General features: G+C 26.1%; 16 protein-coding genes and 1 pseudogene. 14 read left to right on the top strand and 3 right to left on the bottom strand.

Annotated elements, in window-relative coordinates; all coding sequences use genetic code 11:
• Positions 1-5 precede the first annotated feature (5 nt).
• Together AYC59_RS03960 and AYC59_RS03965 are read left to right on the top strand one after the other, a co-directional pair.
• Positions 6-446 carry a GNAT family N-acetyltransferase gene (locus AYC59_RS03960; RefSeq protein WP_066895429.1) on the top strand — a complete coding sequence of 147 codons (441 nt, stop codon included), beginning with the start codon at positions 6-8 and terminating at the stop codon, positions 444-446.
• Between the two features lie 6 nt (positions 447-452).
• Entirely contained in the window at positions 453-1,619 is a 1,167-nt protein-coding gene (locus AYC59_RS03965; RefSeq protein WP_066895431.1) for a DUF819 family protein, read from the top strand.
• Between the two features lie 34 nt (positions 1,620-1,653).
• Here the strand turns inward: AYC59_RS03965 and AYC59_RS03970 are convergent, their stop codons facing one another.
• On the bottom strand, positions 1,654-2,034 hold the full coding sequence (locus tag AYC59_RS03970; protein ID WP_066895433.1) for a hypothetical protein: 381 nt from the start codon (positions 2,032-2,034) through the stop codon (positions 1,654-1,656).
• A gap of 1 nt (position 2,035) precedes the next feature.
• Positions 2,036-2,530 carry a hypothetical protein gene (locus tag AYC59_RS03975; protein ID WP_066895435.1) on the bottom strand — a complete coding sequence of 165 codons (495 nt, stop codon included), beginning with the start codon at positions 2,528-2,530 and terminating at the stop codon, positions 2,036-2,038.
• Between the two features lie 103 nt (positions 2,531-2,633).
• Between AYC59_RS03975 and AYC59_RS03980 the strand changes: the two genes are divergently transcribed.
• The 12 genes and pseudogenes from AYC59_RS03980 to AYC59_RS04030 all read left to right on the top strand — a co-directional run bounded on the left by AYC59_RS03980 (position 2,634) and on the right by AYC59_RS04030 (position 14,036).
• On the top strand, positions 2,634-4,424 hold the full coding sequence (locus AYC59_RS03980; RefSeq protein WP_066895437.1) for a DUF8508 domain-containing protein: 1,791 nt from the start codon (positions 2,634-2,636) through the stop codon (positions 4,422-4,424).
• A 338-nt stretch (positions 4,425-4,762) separates the two neighbouring features.
• Positions 4,763-5,245: pseudogene (msrA, locus tag AYC59_RS08440) on the top strand (peptide-methionine (S)-S-oxide reductase MsrA); the annotation flags it as partial.
• Positions 5,234-5,689, top strand: coding sequence for a peptide-methionine (R)-S-oxide reductase MsrB (gene msrB / locus AYC59_RS08445; RefSeq protein ID WP_439332310.1), 456 nt, complete (start codon positions 5,234-5,236; stop codon positions 5,687-5,689). The pseudogene msrA and the gene msrB, both read left to right, overlap by 12 nt.
• Before the next feature lie 11 nt (positions 5,690-5,700).
• Positions 5,701-6,015, top strand: a complete 315-nt coding sequence (locus AYC59_RS03990; RefSeq protein ID WP_066895441.1) for a hypothetical protein — start codon at positions 5,701-5,703, stop codon at positions 6,013-6,015.
• 3 nt (positions 6,016-6,018) lie between these two features.
• Complete coding sequence (locus AYC59_RS03995) at positions 6,019-7,935, top strand: V-type ATP synthase subunit I (RefSeq protein ID WP_066895443.1); 1,917 nt, start codon at positions 6,019-6,021, stop codon at positions 7,933-7,935.
• A gap of 10 nt (positions 7,936-7,945) precedes the next feature.
• Positions 7,946-8,428, top strand: coding sequence for a V-type ATP synthase subunit K (locus tag AYC59_RS04000; RefSeq protein ID WP_066895445.1), 483 nt, complete (start codon positions 7,946-7,948; stop codon positions 8,426-8,428).
• Positions 8,429-8,434: 6 nt separating this feature from the next.
• The gene (locus AYC59_RS04005) at positions 8,435-8,980 is read left to right on the top strand and encodes a V-type ATP synthase subunit E (RefSeq protein ID WP_066895447.1); all 546 of its coding nucleotides are present in this window, start codon (positions 8,435-8,437) and stop codon (positions 8,978-8,980) included.
• Positions 8,981-8,994: 14 nt separating this feature from the next.
• Positions 8,995-9,927, top strand: a complete 933-nt coding sequence (locus AYC59_RS04010) for a V-type ATPase subunit (RefSeq protein WP_066895449.1) — start codon at positions 8,995-8,997, stop codon at positions 9,925-9,927.
• Positions 9,920-10,249 carry a V-type ATP synthase subunit F gene (locus tag AYC59_RS04015; protein WP_066895451.1) on the top strand — a complete coding sequence of 110 codons (330 nt, stop codon included), beginning with the start codon at positions 9,920-9,922 and terminating at the stop codon, positions 10,247-10,249. The genes AYC59_RS04010 and AYC59_RS04015 overlap by 8 nt, the downstream gene beginning before the upstream one ends.
• A gap of 17 nt (positions 10,250-10,266) precedes the next feature.
• The gene (locus AYC59_RS04020; RefSeq protein ID WP_066895453.1) at positions 10,267-12,033 is read left to right on the top strand and encodes a V-type ATP synthase subunit A; all 1,767 of its coding nucleotides are present in this window, start codon (positions 10,267-10,269) and stop codon (positions 12,031-12,033) included.
• The gene (locus AYC59_RS04025) at positions 12,034-13,413 is read left to right on the top strand and encodes a V-type ATP synthase subunit B (RefSeq protein ID WP_066895455.1); all 1,380 of its coding nucleotides are present in this window, start codon (positions 12,034-12,036) and stop codon (positions 13,411-13,413) included.
• Positions 13,414-13,415: 2 nt separating this feature from the next.
• On the top strand, positions 13,416-14,036 hold the full coding sequence (locus AYC59_RS04030; RefSeq protein ID WP_066895457.1) for a V-type ATP synthase subunit D: 621 nt from the start codon (positions 13,416-13,418) through the stop codon (positions 14,034-14,036).
• A gap of 24 nt (positions 14,037-14,060) precedes the next feature.
• On the opposite strand, the gene AYC59_RS04035 is transcribed toward AYC59_RS04030, so the two are convergent.
• Positions 14,061-14,966: a Fic family protein gene (locus tag AYC59_RS04035; protein WP_066895459.1), complete on the bottom strand. Its 906-nt coding sequence runs from the start codon at positions 14,964-14,966 to the stop codon at positions 14,061-14,063.
• Positions 14,967-15,068 lie beyond the last annotated feature (102 nt).

Below are 15,068 nucleotides of genomic sequence, written 5' to 3' on the forward strand. Positions count from 1 at the left end.
ATAATATGTTGAATATAAGAAAAATAAAATTAGAAGATAAAAAAATATATTTAGAAATGGTAAATGAATTCTATAATTCAGAAGCTGTTTTACACTCGGTTGATGAAAATAATTTTATTAATACTTTTAATGAATTAATTAAAAGTGATGTTTATACAGAATGTTTTATTATAGAATATCATGATAAAATAGTTGGGTATACTTTAGTTTCTAAAACATATTCTCAAGAATCTGGAGGTATGGTTCTTTTAATAGAAGAAATATATATAAATGAAAAATTTAGAAGCAAAGGTATAGGAAAAGAAATATTTGGTTTTTTAAAAACGAGATATAGTAGTTATTCAAGAGTAAGACTTGAAGTTGAAATAAGCAATAAAAAAGCCATTAAACTTTATGAAAAATTAGGGTTTAATGAACTAAAATATATACAAATGATAAAGGAGTAAAGAATTATGAATTTTAGTATAAGTCCAGATAATACATTAGTATTGTGGTCTATAATTTTAGCAATAGCTACAGTTTCTATATATTTAGAAAATAGATTTACTGTAGTTAATAAAATTAGTGGTGCAATTATGGCTCTTTTAATAGCTATGCTTTTGTCAAATTTAAATATATTGCCACTAGAATCACCAGTTTATGATAATGTTTGGGGATATGTAGTCCCTATAGCTATTCCTCTTCTTTTATTTCAATGCGATATTAAAAAGATTTGGAAAGAAAGTGGAAGACTTGCAGCAATTTTCTTGTTAAGTTCAGTTGGGACAGTTCTTGGAGCAGTAATAGCATTTTTAATATTTAAAACATACTTGCCAGATGTAGCTAAAATAGCAGGAACTATGAGTGCATCATATATAGGTGGAGGAGTAAATTTTGTTGCTGTTCAATCTGCAGTTGGACTTGATAAAGTTATGACATCTGCTTTAATAGTGAGTGATAATTTATTAATGGTCCTTTATTTCTTTGTTTTAATAATAATGCCATCTATACCTTTTTTCAATAAGTATTTTATTAGAGAATATAAAGAAGGGGAAAAAACTGAAGATGAATTAAAATTAAAAGAAAGAAGACCAATAACATTAGAAGATATTACATATAATTTTACAATATCAGTTTTAATAGTTACAGTTTCATTTAAACTTTCAGATTTTATTGGAAGTATAAATTATGGAAGTACAGTTTTATCATTTATAGGAAATAAATATGTTTTACTTACTACAATAACAGTAGTAATTGTTAGTATATTTTCAAGATTTTTTGAAAAAATTGAAGGAACTCAACAATTAGGAACATTTTTAATATATATATTCTTTGGAGTTATAGGAATACCTGCATCTATATTATCTATAATAAAGAATTCTCCATTATTATTAGTATTTTGTGCAATAATGGTTATAGTAAATATGGCTGTAACATTAATATTTACAAAACTTTTAAATTTCTCATTAGAAGAAGCTATACTTGTTTCAAATGCTAATATTGGAGGACCAACTACAGCTACGGCTATGGCAATATCTAAAGGTTGGAATAAGTTTGTTGCACCAGTTATGCTTGTAGGTACTTTGGGTTACGTTATAGGTACATATATAGGAATGATGTTATTTAGATTTTTAGCATAATATAAAAGTCCCAATTTGGGACTTTTTATATTGATTATTTTAATTCTATAGTATCTATTATATTTCCATCTATAACTAGATTATACATAGACCCTGTAGATGCATCTATTATATATCCTAAAGGGAATAATATGTTACCTAATACAAAAGCAGTTTTATTGATTTTATTATCTATTTTTACTGTCTCATCTTTAGTTTTTATAGTATAATTAGCACTTTCCCAAAAACTATATTTTTTAGGAAGATAAATTTCTAATAAACTATTAGATTTAGATATAATATTGTTATTTTTATCTAAGATTATAATTTCTTTGTTAGTGTTAGAGTATATCTTAAATTTATGTTTATCTCCATTAACTATAGTTGAACAACTAGTTAAGAATATTATGGTTATTAATATTAAAATTTTTTTCATATTAAAAGTCCACCTTTATTCCACTTGAAATATTTACATTCAATGGATAAGAAACACCAATTTGAGAAACCCATAGATTTTTATAAGTCACATTTGCTGATGTGTTTATTATGAATTTATTACCTAGTTTATAATTACTATCAACAAAATTTGTATAACCAAATTTTAATTCTCCTGATAGTTTGATATCATCAACAATTTCTTTACCAGCTTCAAAATTTATAGAAGGGTAGATATAAACCTTTTTACTTTCTAAGTCTTTTGAAATAATAGGGTTAATTTGTCCAACTTCTAATCCAGCTCCAAAGTTTATAAACGTATCATTTGAAATATCAAACTTCTTATAAACTTCCATAGAACCGCTATAATTAAAATTAGAAGTTCCTTTTTGCAGAGATCCTATTCCAAAATTACCTAAAAACTTAACACCTGTATTTATTTTAGAAAAAGAAATCATGCTTAATGTTATAAAATATAATACTAAAATTTTTTTCATCATATTTTCCTTTCAAATATTTTTAATATATTATACTATTTTTATTTGAAAAATCAAAATTTTAGGGTATAATAAAAATGTAATAAAACTTAAGGAGGAAAAGATGAAAAAATTAATGTTATTAGCACTTCTAGTTAATTTAGGAGTTGTCGCAAATTCTGAAACTATATCGGAGATACAAGGAGTAAAAGTGAATTCAACTTTCGTAAATAAAGAAGTAAAAGATGTTATTGGTGTTGTTACTTTAGTTAAAAATGACACAGGATTTTTCATTCAATCTTTAAAGTCTGATAAAGATTCTAAAACTTCAGAAGGAATTTATATTGAAAATAAAGCTAAATTTGAAGTTAAGCCAGGTCAATTAGTTAAAGTTGATGGTAAGGTTATTGAAACATATATTAGCAAACCAGATCCTTCTCAGTTAACGGTTACAGCTATATCTGCATCAAAAGTAGAAATAGTTGATAACTCTAAAATGTACAAAATAGATCCGGTTGTTATAACTGGAAAAGAAACTCCAAGAAGAGTTCATAATGGTAATTTAAATTCATTAAATGTTAAAGAAAATGCTCTAGATTATTATGAATCTTTAGAGGGAATGGTAGTTCGTATTAAAAATCCTTTAATTACTGGATTTAAAGAAAAATATGGAGATATAGTAATAGTACCAAGTAATGGTAAATATGCTGAAACAAGAAGTAAAAATGGTGGAGTAGTATATAACAATTATGTTTATGAACAAACACAAAGATTAACAGTAACAACTAAACCATGGAAATTAACTCAAAAAGGTCAATTTAAAGAAGGAATAACACCTAACCCAGGAGATAAATTAAATGGTGATATAGTTGGAGTTATATATTATGAAAATTCAGAATACAGATTATACCCTATATCAGAATTCCCAGGAATTACAGATAGTAAAACTGCCCCTGAAGTTAATAAGTATAAATATAATCCTGAAATGTTAAATGTTGTATCATATAATATTGAAAACTTCTCTCATGCAGATGCACCTGAAAGAGTTGTAGAACTTGCAAGACAAGTAAAAACTGTTTTACAAACTCCAGATGTATTAGGATTAATAGAAGTTGGAGATGATGATGGTTCTAAGAAAAGTGATGTAGTTGATGCAACAGAAAATGTTACAGCTATAATAAATGAAATTAAAAAACAAACTGGAATAGAATATGGTATGATGACTGTTAGTCCACAAGATGGAAAAGATGGTGGATGGCCTGAAATGCATATAAGAAATGTTATTTTATATAGAAAAGATAGATTGACACCTGTTATGTTTAATCAAGGAGATTCAAAAGTTGATACTCAAGTTGTTAAAACTGATGGAATGACTCATTTAACATTTAACCCAGGAAGAATAGGAAATAATGATCCTGTATGGAATGAAGTTAGAAAACCAGTTATAGCACAATTTGATTTCCAAGGTAAAAATGTGTTTGTTATTGCAAATCACTTAAAATCTAAGAGAGCAGATTATAAGATATATGGAAGTCAACAACCAGTTGTAAGACATTCTGAAGATGTTAGAATTCCAGAGGCTCAAAGAGTAAATGAATTTGTACAAACTATATTGAAAGCTGATCCAAATGCTACAGTTATAGTTCATGGAGATATGAATGATTTTGAATTTTCACCAACTATTAAAGCTCTTAATGGTAATGTATTAATAGATACTATGTCTGAATTACCTAAGAGTGAAAGATATAGTTATGTATATCAAGGAAATTCACAAACTTTAGATAATATATTAATTAATAAAAAATATAAAGGTAAAGTAAATGTTGATGTTATAAGAATTAATTCAGAATTTACTCAATCTCAAGGTTCATTTAGTGATCATGATCCTATGTTTATACAATTCAAAGTTAAATAAGAATATATCTAATAATATAAGACATGCATCTAAAAATTTAGATGTATGTTTTTGTTTATGAATAGAATTGTTATTTAATTTCATTGTTATATATTTTAATCTAAACTTATTCAAGTAAAAAAAGGAGCCAGCAACACTGGCTCCTAAAGGGGGGGTTAATTGAGGTTGTCAACTTCCGTTGACAATGATTAGTATACACTATTTTTATTTTTTATGCAAGTATTTTTTATATGTTTGTAATTAAAAATTTATATACATTCTTTTATGTAGAACTAGAGTTATAATTTTTTGTAACTTTAAAACATTTATGGTATAATGATTACAAATGAGGTGATATGATGAAAAAGATATATTTGGCAGGTGGATGCTTCTGGGGTATGCAAGGATACTTTAATAGAGTACTTGGAATAGATAGAACAACTGTTGGTTATGCTAATGGAAATTCAGAAGATACTAATTATGAAATTCTTAAAGTAACAGATCATGCAGAAACGCTAGAAATTGAGTATGATACAAAACTCATATCTTTAGAAGAAATACTGTTAAGATTTTTTAAAGTAATAGATCCACTTAGTTTAAATAAACAAGGTGGAGATATAGGAAGACAATATAGAACTGGAATATATTATATAGATAATAAGGATTTAAAAATTATAAACAAAATATATAAATATATTGAAAATAAAATAGGGAAAGAACTTAAAGTTGAGGTGTTTCCTCTGAGTCAATATATTTTGGCAGAAGATTATCATCAAGATTATTTAGATAAACATCCTAATGGATATTGTCATATTAACTTATTATCTGTTATTGAACCGGTTTTTAATAAAAAATATGTAAGACCTAGTGATGGCGAAATAAGAAATAAATTAAGTGATTTTGAATATGATATATCACAAAATTCTGCAACTGAAAGACCTTTTACATCTAGTTTTGAACAATTTGATGAAAAAGGTATATATGTAGATGTTGTGACTTATGAACCCTTATTTTTATCAGATGATAAATTTGATGCAGGTTGCGGATGGCCTAGTTTTACAAAACCTATACTGACTGAAACTATAGCATATTATGAAGATAATAAATATGGTATGCATAGAACAGAGGTTAAAAGTAAAATAGGTAAATCTCATTTAGGACATGTTTTTAATGACGGTCCAAATGGTAAACTTAGATATTGTATAAATGGTGCAATTTTAAGATTTATACCATATAATAAACTAGATGAACTAGGTTATGGAGATTATAAAATATTATTTAATTAAAGGAGGATAATGTGGCAAAAGAAATACTTGAAAAAATTGAAAGTGTTGAAAAGCAAACTAAATTAGATTTAGATAATATTCAAAAATCTTTATCAAGTGAAGTAGAAGAGTTTAAAGTTAATTTATCATCTTCTTTTGAAGCTGAGATAAAAAAGTATAAAGAAGAATTATCTATAAAATTACAAAATGAAAAAGAAGATTTAATTACTGAATTAAAGTATAAATTAGAAAATGCAGATAAAATGGCAATAAATTTAGAAAACAAATTACTTGAAAATAAGGAAGAGATATTAAGTAAATTAAAAGATGTTTTAATGAAAGGATAATTTATGGCTATAGTTAAAGTTAAAAAATTTAATTTGATAACATTTAAAAATGAACTTAATGCCTTATTAAAAGAATTACAAAAATTTGAAGAAGTAGATTTTAGAGTATACGACTATAACCTTGATGAATATAAGTCAGAAAATAAAGAATATATAGAAGATGATTTATATAAATTAGAAAATATAATTAAAAAAATAAGAAAATATAGTAAACCGAAGTCAACTTTTAAATCTTTAAAAGAAGGAAAAAAAGAATTTACATACAGTGAACTTGAAAATTATGTTAAAAGTTTAAATGTATTAGAATTAGTTGACGAAATTAATAGGTTATTAAGTGAAAAAGAATTAAATAATAAAAAAATAGAAAATTTGAATAATGAAATAAATGAATATAGTAATTGGGAAAAATTAGATGTAATAGCTGATGATTTATATAAATTAAAAACAGTAGATATAAATTTAGGTACTATGTCTATTAAAAACTTTGATAAATTTATTATAGAAATAGATGAAAATTCAGAAGTTGAAATAATAAGTAAAAATAAAAAAGAAGTTAATTTTATATTATTTTCAAGTAAGAATTCAAATGCATTAGAAATTTTAAGATTATATAACTTTAATAAATTTACATCAAGACTTGATAAGAAAGTTATAAATATCATTGAAGATAAGAAAAATGAAATAGAAAAAGTTAAAAATGAAATGTTAAGTTTAGATGAAAAAATTTCAAGTTATGCAGATAAAATAGAAGATTTAGAAATTTCTTGTGAATATTATAGAAATTTAATATTACATGAAGAAACAAAAGAAATGTTTAAAAATACAGATAAATTAAGTATAGTTTCTGGTTATATACCTCAAAGTAGAGAAGATGAATTTGTTAAAAGAATAGAAAAAATTTGTTCTGATAACTATTATTTATCATATGAGGAATTTGATGAAAATGATAGAGATATACCAGTTAAATTAAAAAATAATAAGGTTGTTGAGCCTTATGAAATGCTTATAGGAACGTATTCATTACCTAAGTATAATGAAATAGATCCAACTATAATGGTTGCACCATTTTTCTGGTTATTCTTTGGTATGATGATGGCAGATATAGGTTATGGATTAGTAATGGCAGGAATATCTGTATTTGCACTTATATTCTTTAAGTTGGATAAGTCTACAAAGAATATGATTAAATTTTTAATGATGTTAGGAATATCAACTATATTCTGGGGATTACTATATGGATCATTCTTTGGATATGATTTTGATACACCATTACATATTTATTCACCAACTCAGAATTATCAACCTATAATGATACTTGCAATAACATTAGGAGTTATACATGTCTTTATAGCCCTTTTATTAAAAGCATATCTGCTTATAAGAAACAAGCAATATTTGGATATGATTTTTGATGTTCTATTTTGGATAGTAACACTTATTGCAACAGGTTACTATATATATGCTAAGGCAACTGGTATTACAGATAGTAGTGTTAATATATCTAAATATACTATGTATATATTTATGTTATTAATTATAGCAACTGGTGGTAGAGAAGCTAAAAGTTTAGGAGGGAAAATAGGACTTGGAACTTATGCCTTATATGGTATTTCAGGATATATGGGAGATTTAATTTCATATGTCAGACTTATGGCTCTTGGACTTTCAGGAGGATATATAGCATACTCTGTTAATACGATAGCATCTATGATAGGTAATCGTGGAATTATGATAATATTCATGTTACTTGTTCTTGTAATAGGGCATGGATTTAATTTATTCTTATCAGTACTTGGAGCATATGTTCATACTTCAAGATTGATATATGTTGAATTTTTCTCTAAATTTTATGAAGGTGGAGGAAAATCATTTAAAGATTTTAAAATAAAAGAAAAATATATAAACATTAAAAACAATTAGGAGGAACAAAATGATAAATTTAGAAACATTATTTGCAAACTTAGGACCAGCATTAGGTATTTTAGGAGCAGCACTTGCAGCAATACTTTCAGGAATAGGATCAGCAAAAGCAGTAGGAATGGTTGGGGAAGCTGCAGCAGGATTAGTTATAGAAGAACCAGAAAAATTTGGTAAATCTCTTTTATTCCAATTATTACCTGGTTCACAAGGATTATATGGATTTGTTATAGGATTACTTGCTACATTAAAAATAAGCTCATCAACTTCAGTTTTAAGTGGAGCAGCTATATTATTTGCTTGTCTTCCAATAGCATTTGTTGGACTTCATTCAGCTATAGCTCAAGCAAAAGTTTCAGTTGCAGGTATAACTTTACTTGCTAAAAATGAAGAACATCAATTTAAAGGTATAGTTTATGCGGTAATGGTTGAAATTTATGCCTTACTTGGTTTCGTTATATCAATACTATTATTAAATAATGCAGTAATAGGGTAGGTAGTTATGTCAAATTTAGATAATATAGTTAATAAGATAATAGCTGATAATGAAGAAAAGATAAAAGTCTTAAAATTAGAAGCTAATCACCAGATTCAAATTTTGAAATCTGAATTTGATGAAAAGATAAATAATGAAAAAAATTCTATTTTAAGAAAATTTGAATTAAATAAAACGTTAGAACTTGAAAGAATTCAATCAAGTACAGAATTAAAAGCTAATAATATATTACTTGCTAAAAAGCAAGAGTTAATTGAAAATATAGTAGAAGAATTAAAAGGAAAACTTAATAATATATCTATTAATGAAATGTATGACTTTATATTTTCAAACTTAGAAAAAAGAAATAAAAGTTTTGAAGATGAAGTAATATTATTGCCAAGTAGATATGAAAGTTTAAAAGATAAATTTAAAAATATTGAAATAACAGATGATGTAAAAAATGGATTTGTTATTAAATATAAAGGTATAGAAGAAAATTATACTTTTGATAGTTTAATTAACTATAAGAAAGAAGAATTAGAAGAAATTATACAAAAATATTTCAGTTAATAAGGAGGATGAGTATGAATAGAAATGACTTTATTTTACCTGTTTCTATAATCAAGGTTCAAGAGAAAAAACTTTTAACTGAGCAAAAATTAATTAAAATGTTAGAAACTAATACTTCTAAAGAGATTATTAAAATATTAAATGATACAGATTATTCGTATTCTATGATAGGTATAACTAGTGACGAAATGTATGAAAATATATTAGTTAATGAAACTAAAAGAGTATATAATTTTTCAAGAGAAATGGCAAAGGATTATCAAGATATAGTTGATATTTTAGCATTAAGATATGAATATCAAAATTTAAAGTTAATACTTAAAAATAGTAAGTCTAATTCTAATCTTGATGATTTAGTTATAGATACAGGAATTAAAAATAGAGAAAAATTAGATCAAAACTATAATTTGGTAAAAAATATTAAAGATAAACAAGTATCTGCAATAATTCTTGATAAATTATACTTTGAGCATATTTATGAACTTGCAAAAAAAATGAAAGATTTTGATATATTTACAAAATATGTAAAGATTTTAATTGATAAATATAATGTAGTTACATTTTTAAGATTAAAAAAACAAAACAAGAATATAGACTATATTGAAAATATATTTGTTGAAAATGGTAATATATCAAAAAATGAATTAATAAAAATATATGATAATAATAGTTCATATATAAATAATTTTAAAAAATATTCTGATAGTAAGGTTTGGGATATATTTGAAAAAGAGCAAAACATAGCTCTGATTGAAAAAATGTATGATAATATGGTTATAAATCTTGCAAGAGATTATAGAAATGTAACTATAGGGCCTGAACCAATATTTACATATATACTAGCAAAGGAATATGAAATGCGTGCATTAAGATTAATACTATCATCTAAAATAAATTCTATAAATCCTGAAGATATAAAGGGTAGAATGAGAGGTGTATATGTATAAAATAGCAGCGATAGGAGATAGAGATACGGTTATATCATTTAAAGTTTTAGGAATAGATGTATATAGTATAGAAAACTTTGAAAATGATGAATTAATTTCACAAAAAATTAAAGCAACAGTAGATAATTTAGCTTCAAATGGATATGGTATAATTTTTATTACAGAAGAATATGCACAGAAATCAGTTGAAGTTATAGAAAGATATAAAAATGAAGTTTTACCTATAATTACACTTATACCTAATAATAAGGGAAGTTTAAATATAGGGATGAATAAAATAGATGAAAATATAGAAAAGGCTATAGGGACTAATATATTTTAATTGAAAGGAGTATTGGTTTGAAAGGTAGTATAATAAAAGTTTCAGGACCTTTAGTAGTAGCTGAAAACATGTCACATGCTAATGTATTTGATATGGTTTGGGTTGGAAACAGCAGATTAATAGGAGAAATAATAGAAATGAGAGGAGATAGAGCCTCTATTCAAGTATATGAGGAAACTACAGGATTAAGTACTAACGAACCTGTAGTAACTACAGGTATGCCACTTTCGGTTGAACTTGGACCTGGATTACTTGAAAATATGTTTGATGGTATACAAAGACCATTAGATAAAATACGTGCTAAAGTTGGAGATTTCCTTTTAAAAGGAGTTGAAGTTAATGCACTTGATAGAGAAAAAGTTTGGGAATTTAATGCAACTAAAAATATAGGAGATTTTGTATCTAGTGGATATATTTTGGGTGAAGTTCCTGAAACTTCAGTAATAACTCATAAAATTATGGTTCCAGTAGGAATAGAAGGAACTATAAAAGAAATTAAAAGTGGTTCATTTACTGTTGAAGAAACTATTGCAGTTATAGAAACTAAAAATGGTTTAGTAAATGTAAATATGATACAAAAATGGCCAGTAAGAAAAGGAAGAAAATATTTAAAGAAAATAAATCCAGATGAACCATTAATTACAGGTCAAAGGGTTATAGATACATTTTTCCCTGTAACTAAAGGAGGAACTGCTTGTGTTCCTGGACCTTTTGGATCTGGTAAAACAGTAGTTCAACATCAATTTGCAAAATGGGGAGATGCTCAAGTAGTTGTATATGTTGGATGTGGAGAACGTGGAAATGAAATGACAGATGTTTTAATGGAATTTCCTGAAATTATAGATCCAACAACTGGACAATCTTTAATGAAAAGAACAGTATTAATTGCAAATACTTCAAATATGCCAGTTGCTGCTCGTGAGGCATCAATTTATACAGGTATAACTATAGCAGAATACTTTAGAGATATGGGATATTCTGTTTCAATAATGGCAGATTCTACATCTCGTTGGGCAGAGGCACTACGTGAAATGTCTGGTCGTCTTGAAGAAATGCCAGGAGATGAAGGTTATCCAGCATATTTATCATCTCGTGCAGCTGATTTCTATGAAAGAGCAGGTAAGGTAGTATGTCTTGGTGAAGATGAAAGAATAGGAGCATTAACTGTAATAGGTGCGGTATCGCCTCCAGGTGGAGATATATCAGAACCAGTATCACAAGCAACATTACGTATAGTTAAAGTATTCTGGGGACTTGATGCACAACTTGCATATAGAAGACATTTTCCGGCTATTAACTGGTTAAATTCTTATTCACTATATCAAACTAAGGTAGATGAATGGATGGATAATAATATATCAAGTGAATTTTCTAAGAATAGAACACAAGCTATGAAACTTTTACAAGAAGAATCAGGACTTCAAGAGATAGTAAGACTTGTAGGTAAAGATACTTTATCATTTGAAGATCAATTAAAACTTGAAGCAGCTAAAAGTATTAGAGAAGATTACTTACAACAAAATGCCTTCCATGAACAAGATACATATACATCTTTAGCTAAACAAGATAAAATGTTAAATATGGTTTTAAATTTCTATTTTGAAGCTAAAAAGGCTTTAAAAGCTAATGTATATTTAAATGATATATTAAAATTAGATGTAAGAGAAAAAATAGCAAGAGCTAAATATTTATCTGAAGAAGAAATATATAAGATAGATGAAATAAATAAAGAATTAAATGAAGAAATTAAAGAATTAATCTCTAAACAAGGGGAGGTAATATAGATGATAAAAGAGTATAAAACTATTAATGAAATAGTTGGGCCTTTGATGACTGTTGAAGGAGTTGAAGGTGTAAGTTATGATGAATTAGTTGAAGTAGAAACTCAAAATGGAGAAATTCGTTTAGGTAAAGTTTTAGAAATTAATGAAGATAAAGCTATATTACAATTATTTGAATCTCCTGCTGGAATAAATATGAAAGATTCTAAAGTTAGATTCTTAGGTAAACCTTTAAAATTAAGAGTATCAGAAGATATGATAGGTAGAGTATTTGATGGGCTTGGAAGAGAAAAGGACAATGGACCTAAAATAGTTGCTGAAAAATCATTAGATATTAATGGACTAGCATTAAATCCAGTTGCAAGAGATTATCCATCTGAGTTTATCCAAACGGGTGTTTCTGCAATAGATGGACTAAATACTTTAGTTAGAGGTCAAAAATTACCTATATTTTCAGGTTCTGGATTACCTCATGCTGAACTTGCAGCACAGATTGCAAGACAAGCTAGAGTTTTGGGAACTGATGAAAAATTTGCTGTTGTATTTGCAGCTGTTGGTATAACTTATGAAGAAGCAGAATTCTTTATAGAAGACTTTAAAAAGACAGGTGCGATAGATAGAGCAGTTCTATTTATTAATCTTGCAAATGATCCAGCTGTTGAAAGAATTTCAACACCAAGAATGGCACTTACTTGTGCAGAATATTTAGCATTTGAAAAAGGTATGCATGTTTTAACAATAATTACAGATTTAACTAATTACTGTGAAGCACTACGTGAAATATCGGCTGCAAGAAAAGAAGTTCCAGGAAGAAGAGGGTATCCAGGATATCTATATACAGATTTATCAACTCTTTATGAAAGAGCAGGTAAGTTAAAAGGGAAACCTGGAAGTATTACTCAAATACCAATACTTACAATGCCTGAAGATGATAAAACACACCCAATTCCAGATTTGACTGGATATATTACAGAGGGACAAATAGTTTTATCAAGAGAATTATATAAGAAAAATATAATGCCACCTATAGATGTTTTACCATCTTTATCAAGACTTAAGGATAAGGGTATAGGAAATGGTAAAACACGTGAAGATCATGCTGATACAATGAATCAATTATTCTCAGCTTATGCAACTGGTAAAGAAGCAAAAGAATTAGCTGTAATATTAGGAGAATCTGCTCTTTCTGATACAGATAAACAATTTGCTAAGTTTGCAACTGAATTTGAAGAAAAATATGTAGGTCAAGGATTTGAAACTAATAGAACTATAATAGACACTTTAGAATTAGGTTGGGATTTATTAAGAATACTACCAAGAACAGAATTAAAGAGAATAAGAGATATGTATTTAGAAAAATATCTTGAAAAAAAGGATAATTAGTTATGGCTAGATTAAATGTTAATCCAACAAGAATGGAACTAAGTAAATTAAAAATAAAGTTAGTTACAGCTAAAAAAGGTCATAAGTTATTGAAGGATAAACAAGATGAATTAATGCGTATATTTATAGAAACTATAAAAGAAAATAAGAAAATGCGTGAAAAAGTAGAAGAAAAATTAAAAATAGCTTTGAAAAATTTTGCGATTTCTAAATCTTTAATATCTGAAGCTACATTTGAAGAAGCTATTGCGATACCTAAGATTAAATATGAAGTTGACATAGATACACAAAATGTTATGAGTGTTAGAATACCTAAATTACATTTAGAACAAATTGGAGATGAAAATGATATATATCCATATTCTTATGCTCAAACATCATCTGAACTTGATTATGCTTTAGAAGATATTAGTTCTGTTATGATGGATTTATTAAAATTATCAGAAATAGAAAAGTCTACAGAACTTATGGCTGATGAAATAGAAAAAACAAGACGTAGAGTTAATGCATTAGAATATATGACTATACCTCAACTTGAAGAAACTATTAAATTTATTAGAATGAAACTAGATGAAAATGATAGAGCAAGTATAATAAGATTAATGAAAGCTAATATTAATTAAAATAGAGAGTTATGACTCTCTATTTTAATATAAGTTAAATAATTGTAATAATTTTCTAAATGTATCTTGTCCGTCAAGACAAGTATCTATTAAATAACCAGGTTCATTTTCCCATTCTCTTAATCCTCTATAATAATAATATTTTTTGCTATCTTCAATTATAAAAGGAACTATATTATATTTTAAACATTCTTTAAAAGCTATTAATCTACCTACACGACCATTCCCATCTTGGAATGGATGTATAGATTCAAAATCATGATGAAATTTAATAATTTCTTTAATAGTTATTTCTGAATTAATATATGAATCAATCAATTGTTTCATAGCATTACTAACATTTTCAGGTTTTGTTGTTTCTTTACCACCTACGATATTTTCTTTTGATTTATAATCACCTATATTAAACCATGATAGCTCTTCAGCTTTTGTATTACGTTTCAATAAATAATGGATTTTTTTAATTATTTCTTCATTTAGAGGTTCCTCTGCTACTTCTATACAATAATCAATAGCTCTGAAATGATTAATAGTTTCTATTATATCATCAACTGGTAATGAATCTTTAGTATTAATTGTTTTTGTATCAAATATCATTCTTGTTTCTTCTTCACTTAGTTTGCTACCTTCAATATGATTAGAGTTAAAAGTTATTCTAACTTGAATTTCATGATATAGTCCACCAGAAATTTTATTTTCCTTTTCTTCTGCCAATCTTTGAAGAATAGGATTTTTAGATACTTTTATATATATATCTTTTTCATCACATGAAAAAAAATCACATATTTTTTTAATTACAAAATTTGATATTTTTTCACCACGAGAAATTTTAGAAATTGTTCTTGATGATATGTTTAATAAAGTTGTTAAATCTGATTTTTTTAGATTATTCTTTTTTAGTAGTATATATAGACCGTCATATTTATACATAATTAACCTCCGTTTCTTTACTTATTATATAATTAAAATTTTGAAAAGTAAAGAAAAATAAAAGATTATAATTTATATATAAAAAAATTTTTTTTGAAAAAA

The organism is Pseudostreptobacillus hongkongensis, assembly GCF_001559795.1.
GTDB classification, from domain to species: Bacteria; Fusobacteriota; Fusobacteriia; order Fusobacteriales; family Leptotrichiaceae; genus Pseudostreptobacillus; species Pseudostreptobacillus hongkongensis.